Source organism: Curvibacter sp. PAE-UM (assembly GCF_001432305.1).
Taxonomy (GTDB): domain Bacteria; phylum Pseudomonadota; class Gammaproteobacteria; order Burkholderiales; family Burkholderiaceae_C; genus Hylemonella.
Window position 1 is genome coordinate 2757292 of sequence record NZ_KQ483358.1, and the last position, 24128, is coordinate 2781419.

Annotated in this window: 21 protein-coding genes; 5 read left to right on the top strand and 16 right to left on the bottom strand. The window is 66.9% G+C overall.

Features of this window, described 5'->3' with window-relative positions:
• Window positions 1-4: 4 nt before the first annotated feature.
• From AO057_RS13325 to AO057_RS13335, 3 genes are read right to left on the bottom strand one after another with little or no spacing between them, the layout of a single operon-like run.
• On the bottom strand, window positions 5-1930 hold the full coding sequence (locus AO057_RS13325; protein WP_057676409.1) for a hybrid sensor histidine kinase/response regulator: 1926 nt from the start codon (window positions 1928-1930) through the stop codon (window positions 5-7).
• A complete protein-coding gene (locus tag AO057_RS13330; protein ID WP_057676410.1) occupies window positions 1927-2871 on the bottom strand; it encodes an ABC transporter substrate-binding protein in 945 nt (314 codons plus the stop codon). Before AO057_RS13330 ends, AO057_RS13325 begins: the two co-directional genes overlap by 4 nt.
• Entirely contained in the window at window positions 2871-4805 is a 1935-nt protein-coding gene (locus AO057_RS13335) for a TonB-dependent receptor plug domain-containing protein (protein WP_057676411.1), read from the bottom strand. The genes AO057_RS13330 and AO057_RS13335 overlap by 1 nt, the downstream gene beginning before the upstream one ends.
• A gap of 92 nt (window positions 4806-4897) precedes the next feature.
• Between AO057_RS13335 and moaA the strand changes: the two genes are divergently transcribed.
• From moaA to glp, 3 genes are all read left to right on the top strand, one after another.
• Window positions 4898-6049: a GTP 3',8-cyclase MoaA gene (moaA, locus tag AO057_RS13340; RefSeq protein WP_057676412.1), complete on the top strand. Its 1152-nt coding sequence runs from the start codon at window positions 4898-4900 to the stop codon at window positions 6047-6049.
• An 88-nt stretch (window positions 6050-6137) separates the two neighbouring features.
• Window positions 6138-6761 carry a molybdenum cofactor guanylyltransferase MobA gene (mobA, locus tag AO057_RS13345; RefSeq protein ID WP_057676413.1) on the top strand — a complete coding sequence of 208 codons (624 nt, stop codon included), beginning with the start codon at window positions 6138-6140 and terminating at the stop codon, window positions 6759-6761.
• A gap of 13 nt (window positions 6762-6774) precedes the next feature.
• Window positions 6775-8040 (top strand): molybdopterin molybdotransferase MoeA, encoded by a 1266-nt coding sequence (gene glp / locus AO057_RS13350; RefSeq protein ID WP_057676414.1) that lies wholly within the window; start codon window positions 6775-6777, stop codon window positions 8038-8040.
• Here the strand turns inward: glp and AO057_RS13355 are convergent, their stop codons facing one another.
• From AO057_RS13355 to AO057_RS13375, 5 genes are all read right to left on the bottom strand, one after another.
• Entirely contained in the window at window positions 8041-10551 is a 2511-nt protein-coding gene (locus AO057_RS13355) for a cation-translocating P-type ATPase (RefSeq protein WP_057676415.1), read from the bottom strand.
• Between the two features lie 34 nt (window positions 10552-10585).
• Complete coding sequence (locus tag AO057_RS13360) at window positions 10586-13675, bottom strand: efflux RND transporter permease subunit (RefSeq protein ID WP_057676416.1); 3090 nt, start codon at window positions 13673-13675, stop codon at window positions 10586-10588.
• 21 nt (window positions 13676-13696) lie between these two features.
• Complete coding sequence (locus AO057_RS13365) at window positions 13697-14830, bottom strand: efflux RND transporter periplasmic adaptor subunit (protein WP_082605560.1); 1134 nt, start codon at window positions 14828-14830, stop codon at window positions 13697-13699.
• Between the two features lie 135 nt (window positions 14831-14965).
• On the bottom strand, window positions 14966-15415 hold the full coding sequence (rnhA, locus tag AO057_RS13370; RefSeq protein ID WP_057676418.1) for a ribonuclease HI: 450 nt from the start codon (window positions 15413-15415) through the stop codon (window positions 14966-14968).
• Complete coding sequence (locus AO057_RS13375) at window positions 15412-16209, bottom strand: class I SAM-dependent methyltransferase (protein ID WP_205630026.1); 798 nt, start codon at window positions 16207-16209, stop codon at window positions 15412-15414. The genes rnhA and AO057_RS13375 overlap by 4 nt, the downstream gene beginning before the upstream one ends.
• Between AO057_RS13375 and gloB the strand changes: the two genes are divergently transcribed.
• Entirely contained in the window at window positions 16208-17050 is an 843-nt protein-coding gene (gene gloB / locus AO057_RS13380) for a hydroxyacylglutathione hydrolase (protein WP_057676420.1), read from the top strand. The genes AO057_RS13375 and gloB overlap by 2 nt on opposite strands.
• Window positions 17047-18564 carry a transglycosylase SLT domain-containing protein gene (locus tag AO057_RS13385; RefSeq protein ID WP_057676421.1) on the top strand — a complete coding sequence of 506 codons (1518 nt, stop codon included), beginning with the start codon at window positions 17047-17049 and terminating at the stop codon, window positions 18562-18564. Before gloB ends, AO057_RS13385 begins: the two co-directional genes overlap by 4 nt.
• Window positions 18565-18573: 9 nt before the next feature.
• On the opposite strand, the gene AO057_RS13390 is transcribed toward AO057_RS13385, so the two are convergent.
• The 8 genes from AO057_RS13390 to AO057_RS13425 form a co-directional block, all read right to left on the bottom strand.
• A complete protein-coding gene (locus AO057_RS13390; protein WP_057676422.1) occupies window positions 18574-19419 on the bottom strand; it encodes an ABC transporter permease in 846 nt (281 codons plus the stop codon).
• A 1-nt stretch (window position 19420) separates the two neighbouring features.
• Entirely contained in the window at window positions 19421-20236 is an 816-nt protein-coding gene (locus tag AO057_RS13395; RefSeq protein ID WP_057677299.1) for an ABC transporter ATP-binding protein, read from the bottom strand.
• A 19-nt stretch (window positions 20237-20255) separates the two neighbouring features.
• Entirely contained in the window at window positions 20256-20894 is a 639-nt protein-coding gene (locus AO057_RS13400) for a hypothetical protein (RefSeq protein ID WP_057676423.1), read from the bottom strand.
• Window positions 20891-21451: a hypothetical protein gene (locus AO057_RS13405; RefSeq protein ID WP_057676424.1), complete on the bottom strand. Its 561-nt coding sequence runs from the start codon at window positions 21449-21451 to the stop codon at window positions 20891-20893. Before AO057_RS13405 ends, AO057_RS13400 begins: the two co-directional genes overlap by 4 nt.
• Window positions 21452-21556: 105 nt before the next feature.
• Window positions 21557-22603 (bottom strand): ABC transporter substrate-binding protein, encoded by a 1047-nt coding sequence (locus AO057_RS13410; RefSeq protein WP_057676425.1) that lies wholly within the window; start codon window positions 22601-22603, stop codon window positions 21557-21559.
• 131 nt (window positions 22604-22734) lie between these two features.
• Window positions 22735-23148 carry an MAPEG family protein gene (locus tag AO057_RS13415; protein ID WP_057676426.1) on the bottom strand — a complete coding sequence of 138 codons (414 nt, stop codon included), beginning with the start codon at window positions 23146-23148 and terminating at the stop codon, window positions 22735-22737.
• A 53-nt stretch (window positions 23149-23201) separates the two neighbouring features.
• The gene (gene recR, locus AO057_RS13420) at window positions 23202-23792 is read right to left on the bottom strand and encodes a recombination mediator RecR (RefSeq protein ID WP_057676427.1); all 591 of its coding nucleotides are present in this window, start codon (window positions 23790-23792) and stop codon (window positions 23202-23204) included.
• Window positions 23793-23795: 3 nt separating this feature from the next.
• Window positions 23796-24128, bottom strand: a complete 333-nt coding sequence (locus AO057_RS13425; protein WP_057676428.1) for a YbaB/EbfC family nucleoid-associated protein — start codon at window positions 24126-24128, stop codon at window positions 23796-23798.

A 24128-nucleotide genomic window follows, 5' to 3' on the forward strand; every position in this document is an offset into this window, starting at 1 on the left:
CGCCCTAGACCGGTTGGGGTCGCGCCAGGCGGCGGATCAGGGTGCGAAGCTTGGCGGGCCGCACTGGCTTGTGCAGCAGCGGCAGGCCAGCGTCGCGGCAGGACTGGATCAGCTCCGGATCGGTGTCACCACTCATCAGACAGGCCGGCAGCGACCTCACCAGGGTCGTGCGCAGGTGCTCCAGGGTCTGCATGCCGCTCTCACCGGCCCGCAAGCGGAAATCACTGAGGACCAGGTCGGGCACGAAACCACCGTCGACGACGGTCAAGGCGCCCTGCAGCCCTTCGACGACAGCCACCACGCAACCCCAGGAATCGAGCAGGCCGCGCAGTGCCTGGGCGGACTGGCGATCATCCTCGATCACCAGGATGCGCAGGCCGCGTACATCGTCCACAGGCAGCGGATCGGCTGCCGCCAGCAAGGACTGCAAATCACCGGGCTGGGCCAGCGGCAGTTCGATGCGAAAGCGCGTACCGTGGCCGGGTACGGAACACAGCTGCAGCGGGTGCCCCAGCAGGCGCGCCGTGCGGTCCACGATGTTGAGTCCCAGGCCCAGGCCCTTGCTGCGGTCGCGCTCGGGATTGCCGATCTGGTAGAACTCGCGGAAGATGTCCTGCTGGTACTCGGGCGCGATGCCCACGCCCGTATCCCAGACCTCGATCCACAAATGGCTGCCGCCGCGGCTGCGTCGACAGCCCACCAGGACCCCGCCGTTTCCCGTGTAGCGCAGGGCATTGCTGATCAGATTGAGGAGGATGCGATGCAGCAGGGTCGGGTCGCTTTGCACCCATGTCTCGCTGCTGCGCAGACGCAGACGCAGGCCCTTGTCACTGGCCACCGGTTGCAGCGCACCGCGCAACTGATCGAACAGGGGCGCCAGTGGCACCGGCTGCAACTGGACCCGCACCGCGTCGGCATCGAGGCGGGAGATGTCGAGCAGCGCGTCCAGCAGGTCCTGCATGGCGCGCACCGAGGCCTCCAGATTACCGATCAGGTGACGTGTCTCGCGGTCATGCGGCAGCTGGGCCAGCCGCGCGACAAACATGCCAAGCGCGTGTATGGGCTGGCGCAGGTCGTGGCTGGCCGCGGCCAGGAAACGCGACTTGGCCCGGGTAGCGGTCTCGGCTTCCTCCTTCTTGGCGCGCAGTTCGGAGGTCGCGAGGGCCACCCGCTGCTCCAGCTCATCGCGCCCCTGCTGCAGGTGCTCGGCCATCTGGTTCAGGCCCAGCTGCAGGTCGCGCAAGGGATCGTCGGGCTGCACCTGGCCGCGCACCGACAACTCCCCCCGGCCTATGCGGTGGATCATGTCGGAGACACGCAGGATGGGCCGGATCACGCCGCGCCCGATACGCACCGCCAGCACAACGCCGAAGAGCACCCCCCCCAGCGTGACGGCCAGGCCGATGGCCAGCATGTCGTGACTGCGCGAGACCATGGCCGCGCGCGAAATTTCCATCACCACGTGTCCCAGCGGTGCCGCATCCATCTGGTTTGCCAGGGTGCCGCCTTCAAACAGGTCATCAAGCCGCAGCTGCGAAGCATTGACCGGCTGGAGCAACAGTTCAAGACCGGTCGTGGCGTCGACCCAGCGCTGCTCCTGCGGCCCGAGCGCAGGCAGGGTCGTCAACCCGGAGGAACCCGCCCGTGCCAGCGCCTGCCCCTGCGCATTCAGGATCATGACCGAGCGCACATCCGGCTCGCGCAGGGCACCCGCGGCAATCGCCTGCAGGCTGCTGGCATTGGCGGAGAACAGGCCGTATTCGCTGGCACTGGCCAGCTGGCGCGCCAGGGAACGGGCGCGCTGCTGATGGGCTTCATCCAGGTCGGCATAGCGCCCGGCCAGGAAAACACTCGACAGCAGCACAGCCACCAGGGTCACCGGCAACAGCGCCGCGAGCAGCATGCGGTCACGGATATCGAAGAATTTCATGAGCCTCGTTCCTGTCGACGCAGACGCTCGGCCAGGTTGCCGGCATCCAGCTTCAGCCCCAGGGAGCGTGCCACGTGCTCGTTGACGCTGACCTCGAACTGCAAGGGGTACTGCGGCACCCCCAGCGGCTGCCCCTGCAGCACGCCCCGGGCGATCAGACCGGCCTGCTGACCGATCTGCACCGGCGTCGAGTAGACCGCCATCAAGGCGCCGGCGCGCACATAGGCCGGCGAGAAAGCCAGCATGGGCACCTGGGCGCGGAAGGAAGCCAGGAGGATGTTCTGGATGCTGCTGCCGTTGTAGATCTGCGGATCAGCCAGCGCCAGCAACAGGTCGGACTCGTCGAGAATCTTCTTCAAGCCGTTGAACACCGGCTCGTCCGGCTTCACCGGCACGCCGATCACCTTGAGCCCGCGCGCCTGGGCGGCCGCTTCCAGCATGGCTTCGCTGGCCTGTGAGTCAGCGCCCCACAACACGCCCACGCGCCGCGCCTGTGGCAGGGCCAGGCGCACCAGGTCGAGCTGGCGGCCCAGCGGCTGGTTCAGGTACAGGGCGGAAAGCGATGCCCCGGCACGCCGGCCGGTCTCGCGCAACACCCGCTCGAAACTGGCACGTGGCAGCAAGGCACACAACACCGGCGCCGGGGCCGGGGTGCGTACCAGCAGGCCACAGGCCTCGGCCCCCAGGGCAACATAGAGGCGCGGGGCGGCTCCCCGGTAAGCCGGCAAATCGGCCACCGTGAACTGCAGAACCTGACGCCGGGTTTCGGTCGTCAGCCGGCCCAGTTCACTGGCGACCGCCTCGGCCGCCTCCAGGTAGGCCGGACTGCGTTCGCTGCTCACGACCAGCACCGCCGGTTCGTTGGCACGCACGACGCCCGCCGAGAAAGTCAGCAAAAGCAGAAGCGGCAGGCCATGCCGCAACAGGGCGGACAAGGGCATCAGTTCTCCAGTCGCAGCATCACATAGGCCTGCTGATGGAAGCGGAAACTCGGCATGAAGTCCTGGTACGAAGCCCCCAGGTTCTGAACCACCAGGGACAGTTCAGCCCGCCGGCCGCCCAGGCGCATGGCCCTGGCCAGACGCACATCGGTGCGGCTGATGGCCGGCGCCGCCTGGTCGGCACCGGGGAAGTGGCTGGCATCGGCCTGGTAATACATCAGGCTGAAATCGAAACCCTGCGGCAGGTGCTGCATGAACATGAAGCTCTGGCTGCCGTACAGGCCGACCCGTCCTGTCCCGACCGATTGCGTGCTGTCGACCCAGGCCTGACCATAGATCAGCTGGCCGTCCTGCCAAGGCTTCCATTTGAGCTGGTACTCGTAGCCATGGATGTTGAAATCCTCGCCATTGACGTAATCGAAAGCCTCGTTGTTGTTGCCGCTGCCAGGCAGGCTGTAACTGGGGCGCTTGACGAAGTCGATGACCCTTTCCTCGAACACCCGCACATCCAGGCTCAATACCTTGCCAGGCAGTTCGGCCAGGTAGCCCAGTTCCCGTGTCTGGACCTTCTCCGAGCTCACGTTGCCGCGCGCCACATCGGTCGAATCCGCGAGCGCGCCACCGAGGTAATAGCGCACGTTGGCGAATTTTTCAAAAGTGCTCGGTGGCCGGAAGGCCTGTGTCAGACCATAACGCAGGGTATGCCCTTCGGTCACCTGCCAGTTCAGCATGACCCGCGGCGAGGTGTGCTCTCCGCCGATGCTGCTGCGCTCGTACAGGGCGCCGGCATTGAGCAGCAGGTCCGGATGCAGGCGCCACTCGGCGTTGCTGAACAGACGGGTGAAGTCTGTCACGAAGGCTGAGTCGGTGTCGTACAGCGGGCGCGAAACGATGGTCTCGCGTCGCAACTCGCCACCCCAGACCAGGCGCAGCGTTGGAGTGGCCCGCAGGGTGTGCTGCAACGAGACGTTCTCATTGGTGGCACGGCCACCAAAATCGATGGTGAGAGCGGGCGCCGGCGCATAGGGAAAACGGTCCCGGATGGACTCGGCCGTGTGTGAGACCTGCAGGGCCAGGTCCTGGTCCACGCCCAGGCTGCGCTTCCAGTCGAGCTGGATGAAAGCCGTGTCGAGCTGGCGTGTCCGCGGCGCATTGCCGTCCTGGCCGGCAAAACCGACCCCCGCCTCGATCACGCTCTGGCCGGTGCGCAACTCCACCATGTCCTGGTTGCTGGTACGCAGGTCGGCACGCAGGTTGACACGCTGGACGCGGGCGCCGCCACTGTCGCCACGCAAGCCGTCGTCAGCGCGTCCATCGGCACTGAGCCGGAAACGCGCCTGGTCACTCCCCCAGCCCAGGCGCACCAGCGTATCCTGGATGCCGTTGTCACCCGTGGCGGCCTGGACGTGCGCTCCCATGGTGTCAACCGGATCGCGTGTGACGATGTTGATCGTTCCCAGGAAGGCTCGCGCGCCATAGGCCGCCGAGTTGGAGCCGCGATGCACCTCGATGCGCTCGATGTCCTCCAGCGCCACGGCCTGCAAACCCGGCCCGGTGCCGCCACGCAGATAGACCGAATAGACCGAGCGGCCATCGACCAGGATCTGCATGTGATTGGAATAATCACTCTGGCTGGTGTGATAGCTACCCTGGGGCGAGTTGCTCTCGAAGGAGTTGCTCACGCGAAAGCCCGGCACCAGGCGCAGCAGGTCGGCCACGTCGCGCGCGCCACTCATGCGGATCACCTGTCTGTCGATGATGGTGACCGCGCCCGGCGTTTCGTCCAGCCGCTGGGGCAGGCGCGAGACCGAGAGGACGATGGGCACCTCGTCCAGGTAATCCTTTTCCGAGACGGTATCCGGCTGCTGGGCCGCAGCCCAGCCGACCATCCCCCAGAGGACACACAGGCAGATGAGATTGTTCTTGCGTTTCATGAGCGGGTTTTCCGGGGATTTGGTCTTTTTCTTATCCCTGCCCTGATTCTGCCTTGCCGCCAGGGGTATGCCGGCTGGGTCACAATAAGGGTATGTCCGAACGTGTCATCCCCCTGGTCGACCAGCGCATCCCGACGCTGAGGGCTCCTGCGGCCGCCTTCGACCCGGCCACCCGCATTGCAGCCAATGGCCTGCTCGCCGACCAGTTGGGGCGCCCCCTGCGCGACCTGCGCATCAGCGTGACCGACCGCTGCAATTTCCGCTGCAGCTACTGCATGCCCAAGGAAATCTTCGACAAGGACTATGCCTATCTGCCGCACAGCGCCCTGCTGAGCTTCGAGGAAATCACCCGGGTGGCACGCCTCTTTGCCGCCCATGGTGTGCGCAAGATCCGCCTGACGGGCGGCGAGCCCTTGCTGCGCAAGAACATCGAGGTGCTGATCGAACAGCTGGCCGCTTTGCGCACCGTCGATGGTGAGCCCCTGGACCTGACGCTGACCACCAACGGCTCGCTGCTGGCGCGCAAGGCCCAGGCCCTCAAGGCCGCCGGCCTGCAGCGCGTGACCGTCAGCCTGGACGGGCTGGACGATGCCGTGTTTCGCCGCATGAACGACGTCGACTTCCCCGTGGCCGACGTGCTGGAAGGCATCCAGGCCGCCAAGGAAGCCGGTCTGGGCCCGATCAAGATCAATATGGTGGTCAAGCGCGGCACCAACGAGCATGAAATCCTGCGCATGGCACGCCATTTCCACGGCTCCGGCATGGTGCTTCGTTTCATCGAGTACATGGACGTGGGCGCCACCAACGGATGGTGCATGGACGAGGTGCTGCCCTCGGCCGAGGTGGTCAAGCTCATCCACGCAGAACTGCCCCTGGTGCAGCTCGGGCACAGCGCGCCGGGCGAAACCGCCGAGCGCTGGGGTTACGCCGATGCCGCCGGCCACCATGACCAGGCCGCGGGCGAGATCGGTGTGATCAGCAGCGTCACCCACGCCTTCTGCGGCGACTGCAACCGTGCCCGTCTCTCCACCGAAGGGCGGCTCTACCTCTGCCTGTTCGCGACCCAGGGCCATGACTTGCGCTCGTTGATCCGCAACGGCGCCAGCGACGCCGACATCGAATCGGCCATCGGCCACATCTGGGGCGCACGCGACGACCGATACTCCGAACAACGCGGCGCCCAGCCGCCCGACAGCGGGCACGGCGGCCAGCGCCGCGTCGAGATGAGCTACATCGGCGGCTAGGATGTGACTCCCTGCCCCCAGAGTGGGCCGTGTTTTTCCTTGGGACGGCCCGGCGGCAAAACTTTCCTCTCGCTAAAGAAATTCTTCAATGATCGACTCTTCTGAAATCACCGGCCTGATCCTGGCGGGCGGCCGCGGCAGCCGCATGGGCGGCGTCGACAAGGGCCTGCAGAACTTCAACGGCATGCCCATGGCCCTGCACACGCTGATGCGCCTGCAGATGCAGGTGGGTCAGGTCATGATCAACGCCAATCGCAACCTGGCGGCCTACGAATCCTTCGGCGCCGAGGTCTGGCCCGACGTGCTGGCCGATTACGCCGGCCCGCTGGCCGGTTTCCTGACCGGGCTGGAGCGCTGCGAAACGCCCTACCTGGTGACGGCGCCCTGCGACTCGCCGCGTTTCCCGCTGGACCTGGTCGCTCGCCTGGCCGAGGCCATGGACCGCGAGCAGGCCGAGATCGCCATGGCCGCTGCCCCGGAGAAAGATGAGCAGGGCGAGGTGAAAGTGCGCACCCAGCCGGTGTTCTGCCTGCTGCGCATCGAGCTGCTGGAAAGCCTGGTCCAGTTCACCCAGGGGGGTGGGCGCAAGATCGACGCCTGGACCGCGTTGCACAAGACCGTGGTCGTCCCCTTCGACAGGCCCGGCGACGACCCGCTGGCTTTTGCCAATGCCAACACCCTGGCCGAGCTCAAGCAACTCGAAAATTCCTGACCCGGTCTCCCGCATGAAAAGCATCGAGCAGATCGCCGCCGAGCTGCAGGGCTACGACCCGCAGGCCCTGAGCGCCGCCGCCGTCAACGACTTCCTGGCCCGCCTGGTCGAGCCCGTCACGCAGGCCGAGGAACTGACCCTCTTCGACGCGCTGGACCGTGTGCTGGCGCAGGACGTGATCTCCCCGGTCAGCGTGCCGCCGCACGACAACTCGGCCATGGATGGTTATGCCTTCGACGGCCGCCAGCTGCGCGCCGACAGCCCGCTCACGCTGACCCCGGTGGGCACCGCGCTGGCCGGCAAGGCCTGGCAAGGTCAGGTCGGGCCCGGCCAGTGCGTACGCATCATGACCGGCGCCATCATGCCCGCCGGCCTGGACACCGTGGTGCCGCAGGAGTTCGTCAGGACCGAAGGCGAGATCATCACGATTCCCCCCGGCCTGCTGCAGCCCGGCGACAACCGCCGCTTCAAGGGTGAGGACGTGATGCAGGGCCAGCCCGCCCTGCGCCAGGGCACCCGGCTCTCTCCGGCCGCGCTGGGCCTGGCCGCCAGCCTGGGCATCCCCACGGTGCGGGTCTGGCGCCGCCTCAAGGTGGCCTACTTCTCCACCGGCGACGAGATCCTGAGCCTGGGTGAGGCGCCGCGCGAAGGCGCGGTCTACGACAGCAACCGCTACACCGTCTTCGGCCTGCTCAAACGGCTGGGCATCGAGGTGCTGGACTATGGTGTCGTGGGTGACAGCCCCGAGAAACTGGAAGCCACCTTCCGCCGTGCAGCGGCCGAGGCCGACGCCATCATCACCAGCGGTGGCGTGAGCGTGGGCGAGGCCGACTACACCAAGGCCATGATGAAAAAACTCGGCGACGTGGCCTTCTGGCGCATCGCCATGCGCCCGGGCCGCCCCATGGCGGTGGGCCGCATAGACAAGTCTGTCCTGTTTGGATTACCGGGCAACCCCGTGGCCGTGATGGTGACCTTCCTGGCTTTCGTGCGCCCGGCCTTGCTGCAGATGATGGGCTGCACCGCCGCACCGCCCCCCTTGCTGCGCGCACGCAGTCTGGAAGCCCTGCGCAAGAAGCCGGGGCGCACCGAGTACCAGCGCGGTTTCGTCAGCGCCGCTGCCGACGGCGGCCTGCAGGTGCGCACCACCGGCAACCAGGGCTCCGGTGTGCTCAGCTCCATGGTGCAGGGCAACGGGCTCATCGTGCTGCATCACGGCCAGGGCAACGTCGCCGTGGGCGACGAAGTCGACGTGATGATGTTCGACGGCGTGATCTGATCAGACCCGACGGAAAACACGCCGGCGCGCCAGCACCCGGAGCGCCTCAAACCACAGCAGACAGCCCCCCGCCCCCGCCAGGGCGATGCCCAGTTGCCCCGCAGACAGCGGCGTCATGTGCAGCACGCCGGTCAGCGGCGGCAGGTAGAGTGCCAGCGCGAGCAATCCCAGCGTGAAGACCATCACGCCCCACAGCATGCCATTGGGCACCCACAGCGAGGCCAGCAGGCCGCGCGGGCCGGCGCGGTTGGACACGATCAGCGCCAGGTTGCCCAGCACCAGGGTGCTGAAGGCCAGCGATCGTGCCTGCGCCTCGTCCAGCTGCTGCGTCCCCCAGAGATAAACCCCCAGCACCGCCACCAGCACACCCAGGCCCTGCAGCACCGCCTGCACCAGCGTGCCGCCGGCAAACAGCGGGGCGGCCGGGTCGCGCGGCGGCTGGCGCATCACGTCGTCGTCGGCCGGCTCGTTCTCGAACACCATGGCGCAGGCCGGGTCGATGGCCAGCTCCAGCAGCGCGATGTGCATGGGAAACAGCACGATGGGCCAGCCCAGCAAGAGCGGCAGCAAGGCCATGCCGGCGATGGGCACGTGCACCGCCATGATGTAGCTCATGGACTTGCGCAGATTGGTGTAGATGCGCCGGCCCTGGCGCACGGCACGCACGATGGAGGCAAAGTTGTCATCCACCAGAACGATGGCCGCCGCCTCGCGCGCCACGTCGGTGCCACGCGCCCCCATGGCCACGCCCACGTGCGCCGCCTTGAGGGCCGGCGCATCGTTGACACCGTCGCCCGTCATGGCCACCACCGCACCGGTGGCCTGCAGGGCCTGCACGATGCGCAACTTCTGCGCCGGGGTGATACGCGCGCAGATGCTGGCGGTGCGCAGGCGCTGCTGCAGTTCGGCATCCGGCAGTCGTTCCATCTCGTCGCCGCTGAGCACCTCCTGCGCATCGAGCCCGGCCTGGCGTGCGATGGCACGCGCCGTGACCGGGTAGTCGCCGGTGATCATCACCACGCGGATGCCGGCCTCGCGGCACTCGCGCACGGCCTGCGGGATTTCCTCGCGCAGCGGGTCCGCCAGGCCCAGCAGACCGATGAACTCGAAGTTGAAATCATGCTCGCCCGCCGGCCAGGGCGGACCAGGATGCCGGGCGCGCGCCACGCCCAGCACGCGCAGGCCACGCGCGGCCATGGCATCGACGGCGGCGGCCACCTCGCCTCGACGCGATGCATCGAGATGGCAGAGATCGACGATGGCTTCCGGTGACCCCTTGGCCGCCACCACGTGGGAGTCCTGCGCATCGCCCTTCCAGACGTGGGCCATGGCCCGCAACTCCGGTGTCAGCGCGTATTCGTGCACCAGTGACCAGCGGGCGTGCAGGTGTTCGGTCTGCGCCAGGAACTGCTGACCCAGCGCATGAAAGGCCTGCTCCATCGGATCGTAGGGATCGACCCGGCTGGCCAGGATGGCGTACTCCACGAGCGTGTGGAAGTCCTCGGGCAAGTCACTGCGCGGCGTCCCGTCCAGCGTCAGTTCGGCGCCGCCCGCGCTCAGGCTGGCCACGCGCATGCGGTTCTGGGTCAGCGTGCCAGTCTTGTCCACACACAGCACCGAGGTCGCGCCCAGCGTCTCGATGGCAGCGATGCGGCGCGTCAGGACCTGCTGGTGCGAGAGACGCCAGGCCCCCAGCGCCGGCAGCACGGTCAGCACCACCGTGAACTCCTCGGGCAGCATGGAGATGGCCAGGGCAATGCCGGCCAGCAGGGCCTGCAGCCAGTCATCCCGCATCAGGCCCTGGATCACGACCAGCAGCACACTCACACCCAGGCCCAGCCAGGCCAGCCGGTGCACCAGGGTGCGGGTCTGGCGCCGCAGCGGCGACTCCTCGGCCTGCACGGTCTGCAGCGCGTGACCGATCTGCCCCATCTGGCTGCGCGGCCCGGTCGCTGTCACACGCGCCAGGCCCTGCCCGTCTACCACCAGCGTGCCGGCATGCAGCGCCGACACCCCACCCGCGCTCTTGCTGACCGGCACCGATTCGCCCGTGAGCAGGGATTCGTCCACCTGCAGCTCGCCAGCCGAGAGCAGCTCGGCATCGGCCGCCACGCGGTCGCCTTCGGCCAGCAACAGTAGATCGCCACGCACCAGCTCACGGCCGGCCAGGGTCTGTGCTTGGCCGTCGCGTATGACACGCGCGCGCGGGCTGGACAGGTCGCGCAGCGCCTGGATGGCGCGCTCCGTCTTGCCCTCCTGGTAGAGCGTCAAGCCGATCACCACACACACCATCACAGCCAGGCTCAGGCTCTCCTGCAGTTCCCCCAGCAGCAGGTAAAGACCGACTGCAGCGAGAAGCAGGGAGAACATGGGATCGCGCACGGTCTCGCGCACGATGTGCAGCCAACTGCGGCCACCGTCGCCCGGCAGGGCATTGGGGCCGTCCTCGGCCAGGCGCCGCGCGGCTTCGACGGAACTCAGGCCAGATTCATTGGGGGGAGACAGGCTCATGCCGCTGATTGTGCGGCATGGCCTGAGGGGCTGACTACTTGGCGATCAGCTCAGTCTCGTGCGCTGCGGCCTCACTGACCGTGCGCTTGTCAGCCCCGGGTGCGTGCTTGCGCGCCAGCAGGGTGTACATAGTGGGCACGACGAAGATGGTCAGCAGCGTGCCCAGGGTCATGCCGCCGACGATGACCCAGCCGATCTGGATGCGGCTCTCGGCGCCAGCACCGGTGGACAGCGCCAGCGGGACAGCCCCCAGCACCATGGCACCGGTGGTCATGAGGATGGGACGCAGGCGCTGGCTGGAGGCCTTGACCACGGCCTCGAACATGTCCATGCCCTGCTCGCGCATCTGGTTGGCAAATTCGACGATCAGGATGCCGTGTTTGGTGATCAGGCCCACCAGCGTGATCAGGCCGATCTGCGAGTAGACGTTGAGCGAGCCATTGCTCAGCTTCAGGGCCAGCAGCGCGCCGATCATGGACAGCGGCACCGACAGCATGATGACCAGCGGATCCACAAAGCTCTCGAACTGGGCCGCCAGCACCAGGAAGATGAACAGCAGCGCCAGCACGAACACGATGGTGAGCGAACCCTGCGAGTTCTTGAACTCGCGCGAGGTGCCGTTGAGATCGGTGGTGTAACCCGGCTTGAGCACCCGGGCACTGACATCGTCCAGGAAATCGAGTGCCTGCCCCAGGGAATAGTCGGGCGCCAGATTGGCCGTGATGGTGACCGCGCGACGCTGGCTGAAGTGGTTGAGTTCACGCGGCGAGACTGATTCACGCACCGTCACCAGCGAAGCCAGCGGGATCATGGTGTCGTTGCGACCGCGCACGAAGATGCGTTCGATGTCATCGGGCGTGTCGCGCCCCACGGACTGGGTCTGCACGATCACGTCGTACTGGTCGCCGCCCTTCTTGTAGCGTGTCACCAGACGACCGCCCAGCATGGTCTCGATGGCACGCGCCACGGCGTCCACGCCGACCCCCAGGTCCGAGGCCTTTTCGCGGTTCACGTCGATCTTGAGTTCGGGCTTGTTCAGGCGCAAATCCACGTCGGCCCCCTGGATGCCCGGGTTCTTGGCGATCTCGTCGAGGAACTGGCGCACCACCTGGTTCAGGTTTTCGTAACTCTCCGAGGTCAGGATCACGAAATTGACGGGTCGCTCACGGAAACCCTGGCCCAGCGAAGGCGGGGTGATGGGAAAAGCTGCCACCCCCGGCAGCGCGGCAATGCGGGGCTGCATCTCGCGCGCCATCTCCAGCGTGGTGCGCTTGCGCTCATCCCAGTCCACCGCGCGCAAGGTCACGTTGGCCTGGCTCACCGTCGGATTGCCGAGCACGACGAAGACCCGGTCGAACTCCGGGTACTGGCTGCCGATCTTCTCGATGGCGCTGGCGTACTTGTCGGTGTAGGCCATGGTGGCGCCGTCGGGCGCATTGATCACGTTGAGGATCACGCCGCGGTCTTCCAGCGGCGCCAACTCGCGCTTCATGCCGGGCAATATCAGCACAATGGCCAGCACCACGGCACTCATGACCGCCAGCACCAGCCAACGCATGCCGAGCACGCGGCGCAGCAGGTGCTCGTAGCCATTGCTGAGCGCCGTCAGCCTGGCCTCCATCCAGCGGTCGAAGAAGGAGGGCTTGGGGTTGTGGCGCAGCAGGCGCGAGCACATCATGGGCGAGAGCGTCAGCGCGATGAAACCCGAGACAATCACCGCGCCGGCCAGCGCCAGTGCAAATTCGACGAACAGGCGGCCGGTGCGTCCCGGCGTGAAGGCCAGCGGCGCATAAACGGCCGCCAGGGTCAGGGTCATGGCCACCACCGCAAACCCCACCTCCTTGGCACCTTTGATGGCGGCACTGAAGGGCTCCATGCCTTCTTCGATGTGGCGGTAGATGTTTTCCAGCACCACGATGGCATCGTCCACCACCAGGCCGATGGCCAGTACCAGGGCCAGCAGCGTCAGCGTGTTGATGGTGAAGCCCGCCAGCGCCATCAGCGCGAAGGTGCCGATCAGGCTGACCGGGATGGTGACGATGGGAATGATGGAGGCACGGAAGGTGCGCAGGAAGACGAAGATCACCAGCGCCACCAGCAGCACCGCTTCCAGGATGGTGGTGAAGACGTTCTTGATGGAGCGGTCGATGAAGACCGAGTTGTCGTTGGCGATGGTGATGCTGATGCCCTTGGGCAGGTCGGCCTCCAGCCGGGGCAGCATCTCGCGCACGCCGCGGCTGAGCTCCAGCGGGTTGGCCGTGGCCTGGCGGATCACGCCGGCGGAAATCGCCGGGCGCCCGTTGATGCGCACCGAGGTGCGTTCCTCGGCTGCCCCCTCCTCGATGCGCGCCACGTCGCGCAGCTTGACCGGGAAGCCGTTGACGGTGCGGATCACGATCTCGCCGAACTGGGCCGGTTTCATCAGGTCGGTGTTGGAAGTGACGGAGAACTCGCGCTGGCGGCTTTCGATGCGGCCGGCCGGCACTTCCAGATTGCTGCGGCGGATCGCGTCCTCGGCGTCCTGCGTCGTCAGCTTGTAGGCGGCCAGGCGGTCCGGGTCCAGCCAGACCCGCATGGCGTACTTGCGCTCGCCGAAGATGCGTACGTCGGCGGCGCCGCTGACGGTCTGCAGGCGCGGCTTGACGACGCGGTTGATCAGCTCGTTGAGCTGCAGCGGGGTGTGGGTGTCACTGGAGAAGGCCAGCCAGATCACAGGGAAAGCATCGGCCTCGACCTTGGCGATGACGGGCTCGTCGATGGCTTGCGGCAGCTTGTTGCGCACGCGCGAGGTGCGGTCGCGCACCTCGGCGGCGGCGGCGTCGGCATCCTTCTCCAGGCGGAAACGAACGGTGATCTGCGCCTGCTCGGCGCGCGAGATCGAGGTGATGACGTCCACCGCATCAATGCCGGCGATCGAATCCTCCAGCGGCTTGGCCACCTGCGACTCCACCACCTCGGCCGAGGCGCCGGCATAACGCACGGTGACGGTGACCACCGGCTCGTCGATCTTGGGGTACTCGCGTACCGGCAGCTTGGTGAAGCTCACCGCGCCGATCAACAGGACCAGCAGCGATAGCACGGTGGCAAACACCGGCCGGCGGATCGCTATTTCAGGCAGTTGCATGGAGACTCCTGGTGCCTGTTTTCAGTTGGCAGGACGGCTCAGCTCCAGCACCCGGACCGGGCTGCCGTCGCGCTGCAGGCGCTGCTGGCCCGCCGTGACCACGGTATCGCCTTCCTTGAGCCCCTCGAGAATCTCGACCTGGCCCGGACGGCGGATACCCACCGTCACCGGGACGCGCTGAGACACCAGGCCATCGTTGTCCGGCCCTGGCACCAGCTTGATGACGAACTGCCGCCCCCCCTGGGGCACGATGGCCTCTTCGGGGATCACACGGGCTTTTTCACGCGAACCGAACACAGTGCTCACGCGCGCAAACATGCCGGGACGCAGCAGCAGTTGCTGGTTGGTGATGCTGGCACGCACGCCGATGGAACGGCCATTGGCGTCGATCAGCGGATCGACGGCTTGCACCCGCGCCTCGAACCTGCGCCCAGGCAGTGCGTCGAGCTCGACCGTGGCCTTCTGCCCCGACTTGAGCAGGGTCTGGAAACGCTCGGGCAGGCGGTAGTCGACATAGACCGTATCGATGTCCTCCAGGTTCACGATGTCGGTGCCGTCCTTGAGGTAATCCCCCACGTTGACGTTGCGGATGCCGGCGATGCCGTCGAAGGGCGCCAGGATCTTCAGGCGCGCGGCGGTGGCCTGCGCCAGCGCCAGCTTGGCCTGCGCCACCTCCAGATTGGCCGCGCTCTCGTCCAGGGAACGCTGGCTGACGAAGTTCTGCGCCAGCAGCTCCTGGTTGCGCTTGTGGTTGGCCTGGGCAATGGACAACTCGGCCTGGCTCTGCTTGATCTGCGCCAGTTGCAGCTGGTCGTCGAACTGCACCAGCAGCTGACCCTTGCGCACGCGCTCGCCGTCACGGAAATTGAGCTGGGTGATGCGCCCGCTGACCTCGGGGCGCAACATCACGCCCTGGCGCGAGCGCAGGCTGCCCACGGCCTGCGCATCGTCCGTCAGCTTCATGATCTGGACCTTGGCCACCTCCACGGTGACCGGACGTGCTGGCCCTCCTGCGGCTGGCGCGCCACCGGATGCCGGACCGGCACTCGCACGGTTCGTGGCCGTGGGCGTCTTGTTCTGGTACCACCACGCGGCACCGGATGCCGCCACGATGCCGACAACGGCAATCACCGGGTAAAGAAATTTGGAAGCCATGGATGAATCGAAAACTCGGGCTGTTTCCCCGCCCGGGATGGGGCGAGACAGCTGACGACTGTAACAGTCAGTGCCCGTTTCCGCATGCGCAATAGCCCTTAGGGCCGGCAAGCCGCGCGCGGCTTTGCACAAGCTTTACAAACGCCCCAGGGCCCGTTCGACACCCCGGTTGGCCAGCATGTCGGCACGCTCGTTGCCGGGGTCGCCGTCATGCCCCTTGACCCAGCGCCAATCGATGCGATGGCCCGCCCCCGCCACCAGAGCATCGAGCCGTTGCCACAGGTCCACGTTCTTCACCGGCTGCTTGGCCGCGGTTTTCCAGCCCCTGGCCTTCCAGCCGGCCAGCCACTCGGTGATGCCCTTGAGCACGTACTGGCTGTCGGCGTGCAACACCACGTGGCAGGGACGCTTGAGCGACTCCAGTGCCATGATCACGGCCAGCATCTCCATGCGATTGTTGGTGGTCTCGCGCTCGCCGCCAAACAGCTCCTTCTCCACGCCGCCGGATTTCAGCAGCACGCCCCAGCCGCCCGGGCCGGGGTTGCCCTTGCAGGCGCCATCGGTATAGATCTCGACCGTGTTCACGTTTCTTGTCCCTCATTCATGCGGGCCTGATTGTCGCCGCTGCGGCGTACCAGGGGCGCGGTGGCCGCGGCATTGGTGTTCGCTTTTCTCCAGGCCGGCTCCAGCAGTCGCACGCCATACACGCGCTTGACGGCTACCAGGAAGTAGCTGGCGCCAAAGAAGGGCCACCAGCGCGCGCCGACGCGGTCCATCCAGCCATAGCGCCCCAGCCATTTCTCGCTGCGCACCAGCGGCCGGTAACAGCCATGGTGTGCGACCTCGACCTCGAAGTCGAGCAGGCGCAGCCAGTCGCGCAGTCGCCAGTTGCCGATGAACTCCAGCGGCTGCGGCAGCAGCGGCGTGCCCAGGCCGACGCGCCGGCACAGCTGTTCGCGCCGCTGGCGCAAGCCCCACAGGCTGGCAGGGTTGAAGCCGCTGAGCACCACGCGGCCGCCCGGCACCAGCACGCGCGCCACCTCGCGCAGGGTGGCGTGCGGATCCGGGTGGCTGTCCAGCGCGTGCGGCAGGGCCACCAGGTCCAGGCTGGCCTCGGGAAACGGCAGGGCCGCATAGTCGCTCAGCAGGGCGGCGCGCGTATTCGCGGCCCCGGGCGCAACGGGATGGCTGGTCGCCAGCCAGCGGTGCGACATGCGGTTGGCGGCCAGCGCATCGAGTGCAGGCAGGCCCAGCTGCAGGGCGTGGTAGCCGAAGATGTCGGCCACCAGCAGATCGAACTGCTGTTGTTCCCACGCCAACAGATAAGACCCGGCGGGGGTCTCAAACCAGTCCTGCAAACCTATAATTCCGTCATTCATGACACTGCTTCCACTGCCCGCCTTCGACGATAACTACATCTGGATGCTGCATGACGGGCGCCAGGCTCTCGTCGTCGACCCCGGTGATGAGCAACCGGTGTTGCAGGCGCTGCAGGCCCAAGGCCTGCAACTCAAGGCGATTCTAGTCACCCACCACCATGCCGACCACGTCGGCGGCGTGGACGAGCTGCGCGCGGCCACCGGTGCCGCCGTCTACGGCCCGGCCGGCGAAACCATGCCCGAGCCGCTGCAGCGCTTCGCTGATGGCGACACACTGGACCTGCTGGGCCTGCACTTCACCGTGCTCGACGTGCCGGGGCACACCGCCGGCCACATCGCCTGGTACTGTGGCCCCCACGGGACTGCGTCCCTGCCCCCCGAGGGGGCTCAGCCGGCTTGGGGCGGCCCGGCGCCGGCTGGCGCTGACTGCGACGGCCAGCCCCTGCTGTTCTGCGGCGACACCCTGTTTTCCGGCGGCTGTGGCCGCCTCTTCGAAGGCACGCCGGCGCAGATGCTGGCCTCGCTGGATCGCCTGGCCGCCCTGCCCGGCAATACGCGCGTGTGCTGTGCGCATGAATACACCCTGAGCAACCTGCGCTTTGCGCGCGCGGTGGAGCCCGACAACGCAGCGCTGCAGGACTACAGCCGGCAGTGCGAAGCGCTGCGGGCACGCCAGCTGCCCACCCTGCCCTCGACCATCGCCGTCGAGCGCGACATCAACCCCTTCCTGCGCTCGCGCCAGCCCGCCGTGGCCCGCGCCATGCAGGCCCGTGCTGCAGCAGCCGACGACGACGTCAGCGTTTTCGCGACCCTGCGCGAGTGGAAAAACCAGTTCAAATGAAATTCTTCAGCCATGCCTTCCTGGCCGGCCTGTTCCTCGTCCTGGGCGGCTGCGCCAGCATGGGCCCGAATGAGCAGACCACCACCTCGCCTTCTTCCGAGGCACCCAGCGTCGCCGACACCCAGCCCTACAGCCCACCCGCCCAGCCCAGCCGCAAGCCCGAATACCCGGCCGGCGACCTGACGCCCATCGCCCCGCATGAAGCCGCGCCGCGCACCGTGGCAGCGATGACCCCGCCCGCCGACCTCTGGGAGCGCATCCGCCGCGGATTTGCCATGCCCGACCTGCAGAGCAATCTGGTACCCGGCCGCGAGCAGTGGTACGCCGCGCGCCCCCAGGATCTGGAGAACATGGCCGAACGCTCGCGCAAGTACCTGTTCCACATCGTCGAAGAGCTGGAGCGCCGCGGCCTGCCGACCGAGCTGGCCCTGCTGCCCTTCATCGAGAGCGCCTTCAACCCGCAGGCCTACTCGCGCGCGCGCGCCGCCGGCATGTGGCAGTTCATTCCCAGCACCGGCAAGCTCTACCAGCTCAAGCAGAACGCCTTTCGCGACGACCGGCGCGACGTGCTGGCCTCCACGCGCGCCGCCCTCGATTACCTGGAACGGCTGCACGGCATGTTCGGCGACTGGCACCTGGCCCTGGCCTCCTACAACTGGGGCGAAGGCAGCGTGGGGCGCGCCATTGCGAAAAACCGCAGACAAGGCAAGGGCACGGGTTACCTGGACCTGAACATGCCCATGGAGACGCGTTACTACATCCCCAAGCTGCAGGCCATGAAAAACATCGTGGCCAACCCCGGGGCTTTCCGCATCCAGCTGCCGGTGATCGATAACCACCCCTACTTCGACACCGTCACCATCACCCGCGACATCGACGTGGCCCTGGCCGCCAAGCTGGCCGAGGTGCCGCTGGCCGACTTCAAGGCACTCAACCCCTCGCTGCACCGGCCCGTCATCCTGGCCGCCGGCACGCCGCAGATCCTGCTGCCCTGGGACAACGCCGCCATCTTCCAGCGCAACCTCGACGCCTACGCCGGCGACCGCCTCTCGAGCTGGACGGTCTGGATCGCGCCGTCGACCATGAAGACCGCCGATGCGGCCAAGCGCCTGAAGATGAGCGAAGCCGATCTGCGCTACGCCAACGACATCCCGACGCACATGATCATCCGCGCCGGCTCCACCCTGCTCGTGCCGCGCCCGGCCAGCCAGGAGCGTGACGTGACCGTGCGCATCGCCGACAACGGCCAGCTGGCACTGGTGCCGGAGACCGTGCTGCGCCGCGTCGTGCTGAAAGCCGGGAAAAAGGACTCGGTGGCCACCGTCGCGCGCCGCTACGGCCTGGCCCCGGCCAAGGTGGCCGAATGGAACAACGTCGGCACCTCGGCCAGCTTCAAGCCGGGCCAGCAGATCGTGATCCACCGCTGGGTGCCGGTGCGCTCCAACATCGGCACCCCCCTGCCGTCGGCCACCAAGGCCGCGGTGCGCACACCGACACGCGTGGCCAACCGCTGAGTCGAAAAGCTAGAGCTTTTCCGTCTCGCCCTGGCGCGGCTGCCATTTCATGAGCCGGCGCTCGATGCGCCCGACCAGGCCGTCGAGCAGCAGCGCAAACGTGGTGAGCACCACGATGCCGGCAAACACCGTGTTGACGTCAAACGTCCCCTCGGCCTGCAGGATCAGGTAGCCCACGCCGCGCGCCGAGCCCAGGTACTCGCCCACCACCGCCCCCACGAAGGCCAGGCCCACCGAGGTGTGCAGGCTGGAGAACACCCAGGCCGTGGCGCTGGGCAGGTAGACCGTGCGCAGCAGCTGGCGCTGGTTCGCGCCCAGCATGCGGGCGTTGGACAGCACCACGGGGCTGACCTCGCGCACGCCCTGGTAGACGTTGAAGAAAACGATGAAAAACACCAGCGTGACAGCCAGCGCCACCTTGCTCCAGATCCCCAGGCCGAACCACATGGCGAAGATGGGGGCCAGGATCACGCGCGGCATGGCGTTGGCCGCCTTGATGTAGGGATCGAGGATGGCGCTGGCCAGGGGCGAGAGCGCCAGCCACAGGCCGCAGGCCAGGCCCAGCACCGTGCCGATGCCGAAGGCCAGGAAGGTCTCCAGCAGCGTGGTGCCCAGATGGCGGTAGATGTCGGCATTGCCGCTCAGGCCGTCGGGAAACAGCAGGTTGGGCGCGATGGGCCAGGGCAGGAACCAGGACCAGACACGTCCGGCCACCTTGATGGGTTCGCCCAGGAAGAAGGCCAGCTGCACGTCGCGCGAGGCCAGCTGCCACAGGCCCAGGAAGACCAGCAGCACGCCGACCTGCCACAGGCGCAGATTGCCGGTATGGGGTTTGAAGCGTTGCCAGAGCGTCATGTCATGCGGCCCGCTTCAATTGCTGCTGGTAGCCCTTGAGCACTTCCTCGCGCAGCACGTCCCAGATCTGCGTGTGCAGCTCGATGAAGCGCGGCGTGCTGCGCACCTCGGCCACGTTGCGCGGGCGTGCCAGGTCGATGCTGAACTCGCCCATGGGCCGTGTGGCCGGCCCGGCCGACAGCACCACGACGCGGTCGCTCATGGCGATGGCCTCGTCCAGGTCGTGCGTGATGAAGAGCACGGCCTTCTTTTTGGCCGCCCAGAGCTCCAGCACCTCGTCCTCCATCAACTGGCGGGTCTGGATGTCCAGCGCACTGAAGGGCTCGTCCATCAGGATGATGTCCGGGTCCAGCGCCAGGGTCTGGGCCAGTGCCGTGCGCTTGCGCATACCGCCCGAGAGCTGGTGCGGGTAGCGGTCGCCGAAGCCGGCCAGGCCCACGCGTGCCAGCCAGTCCTGGGCCTGCGCGCGCGCCTGCGCATCCGGCACGCCGCGGTACTGCAGGCCCAACATCACGTTGTCCAGCGCACTGCGCCAGGGCAGCAGGGCTTCGGTCTGGAACATGTAACCGGCGCGCCGGTTGAGGCCGCGCAGCGGCTCGCCGAACACACGCACCTCGCCGGCGCTGGGCACCAGCAGACCGGCCCCCACATTGAGCAGGGTGGACTTGCCGCAACCGGTGGGGCCGACCACGGAGACAAACTCGCCGGCCGCCACACGCAGGGTGGTGTCGGCCACGGCCGTGTAGGACGGCCCGCCGCCGGGCGCGGCGAAGGTGCAGGTGATGCCCAGAAGTTCCAGTGCGTGGGGAGAGCCCATGGGCATGCGTGACGGGCTCTCAGGGACGGGGGGCAGGAACGGCGAGGGATTTGCGCAGGCTCAGGCTCTTGCCGAAGCGGCGCTGGAACTCGGCGTTGGCGCTGGCGTAATCGTCGCGCACCACGACCTTGGTGGTGCCGAAGAACTCGTCGCGGTGGTAACGGATGGTGCCGATGTAGACCGCCTTGTCGCCGGGATGCACATCGACGCGGAACAGGCCCTGCAGGGGCGCGGTCGTATCGGCTGGCGAAGACGAGTTGCCGGAACGGACCTCGATCTTGGCGTACATCACTACCCAGGATTTGACAATGTAGAAGGGCTGGGCCGGATGGCTGACAAAGAAGTGCTGGTCGAAAGGTGCATTGATGCGCTGCTTCAGGTCGCCCAGGGACAAGCGGTCCATCTCGCGCGGCTCCTCGTCCAGGATCACCAGGGCCAGGCGCTCGTACTCTGCATAGCGTTCGCTGAGCTTCTGTTCGCCGGGCTTGAGCGGCGGGTCGAGTTCGATGCGCCCCACCAGCAGGGTCTCGCCGGCGGGAACCTGGGCCAGGTTCTCGACCGGCTTGATGCGGCTGGTGGGCACACAGGCCGCCAGCAGCAGCGCCGCGCCCAAGGCCGGCGCCAGGCGGCGCAGGGCATGGAGAACCGCCGCGCTCATTTTTTCCCTAGCTCCGCGAGACGGCTGCGGATGCGCGCCTCCCACTGTGTGCCCTTGACCCAGTCTTCTTTCTGGATGCGCTGCAGCAGTTCGGCCTCGGAGGGCGACTTGACACGCTCGATGGCAAACTTGCTGCCCTCGAAGAAGCCGGTCTTGACCTTGGTGTAGCGATAGGCGCCCATGAAATAGATGCCGGGCTTCTGGATGCGCACGGCCGTCTCGTTGCGGCCATAGGTCGGGAAGCGGTAGACGTTGTTGCCGGCAAAGAAGCCCGAGCCCTGCAGCGTGGCCAGCTGGTAGGCACCCAGGGGCAGGTAGGGCTGGGTCAGCAGCTGGCCGTCTCCGGCCACGGTCATGTGCCAGTAGCCTTCCTCGCCCTGGGGCTTGAGGCTGGCGCCGTCGATCTTGGTCGGAGCTTCCGACATGTCGACATAGGCAAAGACCAGTGAGTTGGTCGGATCGTTGATGTCGCGCTCAGGGCCGATCGAGTTCGAGCCGCACGACGCCAGCATGACGGCCAGGAGCACCAGGCTCCAGCGCCGGATGTTTGCAATCATGAAATCTCCCAAGGACAAGTTGAAAACTGGATGAGGGCCGGACGCACCAGCCACCCTGCGATTCTGGCACCGCTTGCGCACGGACTACCCGCCCGGCAGCAGGACTCAGGCCTTGAAACGGGCCTTGGCCCGGGCCGCGAACTGGTTGGTCCAGGTCTTGGCCAGATCGATCTTGTCGGCCTTGAGCGTGGCGTCGAAGCTGGCCAGCGCGCGCAGCGCCGTCTTGCCGCCCTCCTCGGGGAAGACGCCATCGAGCGCAATCGACTCGCGCACCTTGTCGAAGGAGGCCAGGTAAAGGCCGCGGTCACCCAGCAGGTAGGACTCGGGCACGGTCTTGATGATGTCGCTCGGACCGGCGGTCTGCAACCACTTGAGGCCGTGCACGATGGCGTTGGTAAGGGCCTGCGCCGTGTTGGGGTTCTTCTGCAGGAACTCCATGGGCGCATACAGGCAGGCCGCCGGCATGGGACCGCCGAAGACTTCGCGGGTGCCCTTGAGGGTGCGCGTGTCGAAGACGATGCGCACATCGCCCTTCTGCTCCAGCATGGTCATGACCGGGTCGATGTTGCAGATGGCATCGATCTGGCCCGAGCGCAGCGCCGTCAGCGCGCCCGCCGAGGTGCCCACGCCGATGAAGCTCACGTCGCCGGCCTTGATCCCGGCGCGAGACAGCACCAGGTTGGCCATCATGTTGGTGGAGGAGCCCGGCGCCGTCACGCCGATCTTCTTGCCCTTGAGGTCTGCCACCGACTTGTAGCCGGGCAGGGTCTTGTTGGAGATGCCCAGCGCAATCTGCGGCGCACGCCCCTGCAGCACGAAGGCCTGGAACATCTGGCCCTTGTTCTGCAGGTTGATGGTGTGCTCGTAGGCCCCACTGACCACGTCGGCCGAACCGCCCACCACGGCCTGCAGCGCCCTTGCACCACCGGCGAAGTCGCTGATCTCGACCTCCAGCCCCTCGGCCTTGAAATAGCCCAGTTGCTCGGCCAGCGTGAGCGGCAGGTAGTAGAACGAGGCCTTGCCACCGACGGCAATGGCCACCTTGGTCTTTTCCGGCCGGTTCTGGGCGCGCAGGGCTGGCGCGGCCAGCGCGGCGGCGGCCAGCGCCGTCCCAGCCGTGAAGACACGACGGTTGATGAGATTTTTGGACATTTTTAGCGACTCCCGAGGTACAGACGATCTTGATACATCGAGCCTATCAAGACGCAAAAAAACCCGCATCGGGAAACATCCCGAGCGGGTTTACACCTAAATCTGGCTTGGCAGCAGCGCCGCCCGGCCTCTCAGCGATAACCGAGAAAGAGGATGGCAATGTTCACCAGGAAACCCACGCCCCAGACCACCGAACGCGCCGTGCCCATGCCCGCGACGTAGACCATGATGTAGAACAGGCGCAGGAAGACGAAGAGGAAGGCCAGCACGTCCAGCCGTGCCTGGTGGGCGCCCAGCTGGTGCGCAATGATGACCGCACCGATGAAGAAGGGCAGCACCTCGAAGCTGTTCTGCTGCGCCGCATTCGCGCGGGCCCGCCAATCGGTCTGCTGCGCCAGCCAGGCGCGCGGGTTGTCATTGTCGTAGCCACCCTCGCGACGGGGTTTGCCCATCATGCCGGACTTGGCGATGCCGGCGCAGAGGATGGGCAACAGGGCGGCGATCAGGACACACCAGTAGGCCAGGGTGAAACGGGCAAAGGTCATGATGTTTTCGTCGAAGAGAGTGGGTCGCAAGGGCTTTCGAAATCTGCGGCGGATTATCGCCGGTCCACCAAGGCGTGGGCGATGGTGCCCAGGTCCACGTACTCCAGTTCGCTGCCGATGGGCACGCCGCGCGCCAGCCGCGTAAAGGCCACACCGCGCACCTTGAGCGCCTCGGCGATCACATGCGCCGTGGCCTCACCCTCGGCCGTGAAGTTGGTGGCGAGGATGACCTCGCGCACCGTGCCATCGCTGGCACGCTCGAAGAATTGCTTGAGTCCGATATCGCGCGGACCGATGCCGTCCAGCGGGCTGAGCTTGCCCATGAGCACGTAGTACAGGCCCTTGTAGGCACCGGTACGCTCCAGCGCCATCTGGTCAGCAGGTGTTTCCACCACGCAGAGCTTGCTGGCGTCGCGCGCCGGGTCCTGGCAGGTGGCGCAGATCTCGCCTTCGCTGAAGGTGTGGCAGCGCGCGCAATGGCGCACGCTGGTAGCCGCCTCCTGCAAGGCCCGCGAAAGGAGCTGTGCGCCCTCGCGGTCATGCTGCAGCAAGTGAAAGGCCATGCGCGAGGCCGACTTCACGCCCACGCCCGGCAACCGGCGCAGGGCCTGGATCAGCGCATCAAGGGTATGGGCGTCGGACACGAATCAGAACGGGAATTTCATCCCACCAGGCAACCCCGGCATGCCGGCCGTGAGCTTGCCCATCTTCTCCTGGCTGGTCTCCTCGGCCTTGCGCACGGCCGCGTTGAAGGCGGCCGCCACCAGGTCTTCCAGCATGTCCTTGTCGTCGGCCAGCAGGCTGGGATCGATGGTGATGCGCTTGACGTCGTGCTTGCAGGTCATGAGCACCTTGACCAGGCCAGCCCCGGACTCACCGGTGACTTCGATGAAAGCCAGTTCGTCCTGGGCCTTCTTGAGGTTGTCCTGCATGGCCTGGGCCTGTTTCATGAGGCCGGCGAGTTGTCCTTTGTTGAACAT

What these genes read in the sequence shown, in the direction of transcription:
- AO057_RS13325 (WP_057676409.1), bottom strand. Translation starts at nt 1,930, where the DNA reads ATGAAATTCTTCGATATCCGTGACCGCATGCTGCTCGCGGCGCTGTTG.
- AO057_RS13330 (WP_057676410.1), bottom strand. Translation starts at nt 2,871, where the DNA reads ATGCCCTTGTCCGCCCTGTTGCGGCATGGCCTGCCGCTTCTGCTTTTG.
- AO057_RS13335 (WP_057676411.1), bottom strand. Translation starts at nt 4,805, where the DNA reads ATGAAACGCAAGAACAATCTCATCTGCCTGTGTGTCCTCTGGGGGATG.
- moaA (WP_057676412.1), top strand. Translation starts at nt 4,898, where the DNA reads ATGTCCGAACGTGTCATCCCCCTGGTCGACCAGCGCATCCCGACGCTG.
- mobA (WP_057676413.1), top strand. Translation starts at nt 6,138, where the DNA reads ATGATCGACTCTTCTGAAATCACCGGCCTGATCCTGGCGGGCGGCCGC.
- glp (WP_057676414.1), top strand. Translation starts at nt 6,775, where the DNA reads ATGAAAAGCATCGAGCAGATCGCCGCCGAGCTGCAGGGCTACGACCCG.
- AO057_RS13355 (WP_057676415.1), bottom strand. Translation starts at nt 10,551, where the DNA reads ATGAGCCTGTCTCCCCCCAATGAATCTGGCCTGAGTTCCGTCGAAGCC.
- AO057_RS13360 (WP_057676416.1), bottom strand. Translation starts at nt 13,675, where the DNA reads ATGCAACTGCCTGAAATAGCGATCCGCCGGCCGGTGTTTGCCACCGTG.
- AO057_RS13365 (WP_082605560.1), bottom strand. Translation starts at nt 14,830, where the DNA reads ATGGCTTCCAAATTTCTTTACCCGGTGATTGCCGTTGTCGGCATCGTG.
- gloB (WP_057676420.1), top strand. Translation starts at nt 16,208, where the DNA reads ATGACACTGCTTCCACTGCCCGCCTTCGACGATAACTACATCTGGATG.
- AO057_RS13375 (WP_205630026.1), bottom strand. Translation starts at nt 16,209, where the DNA reads ATGAATGACGGAATTATAGGTTTGCAGGACTGGTTTGAGACCCCCGCC.
- AO057_RS13385 (WP_057676421.1), top strand. Translation starts at nt 17,047, where the DNA reads ATGAAATTCTTCAGCCATGCCTTCCTGGCCGGCCTGTTCCTCGTCCTG.
- AO057_RS13390 (WP_057676422.1), bottom strand. Translation starts at nt 19,419, where the DNA reads ATGACGCTCTGGCAACGCTTCAAACCCCATACCGGCAATCTGCGCCTG.
- AO057_RS13395 (WP_057677299.1), bottom strand. Translation starts at nt 20,236, where the DNA reads ATGGGCTCTCCCCACGCACTGGAACTTCTGGGCATCACCTGCACCTTC.
- AO057_RS13400 (WP_057676423.1), bottom strand. Translation starts at nt 20,894, where the DNA reads ATGAGCGCGGCGGTTCTCCATGCCCTGCGCCGCCTGGCGCCGGCCTTG.
- AO057_RS13405 (WP_057676424.1), bottom strand. Translation starts at nt 21,451, where the DNA reads ATGATTGCAAACATCCGGCGCTGGAGCCTGGTGCTCCTGGCCGTCATG.
- AO057_RS13410 (WP_057676425.1), bottom strand. Translation starts at nt 22,603, where the DNA reads ATGTCCAAAAATCTCATCAACCGTCGTGTCTTCACGGCTGGGACGGCG.
- AO057_RS13415 (WP_057676426.1), bottom strand. Translation starts at nt 23,148, where the DNA reads ATGACCTTTGCCCGTTTCACCCTGGCCTACTGGTGTGTCCTGATCGCC.
- AO057_RS13425 (WP_057676428.1), bottom strand. Translation starts at nt 24,128, where the DNA reads ATGTTCAACAAAGGACAACTCGCCGGCCTCATGAAACAGGCCCAGGCC.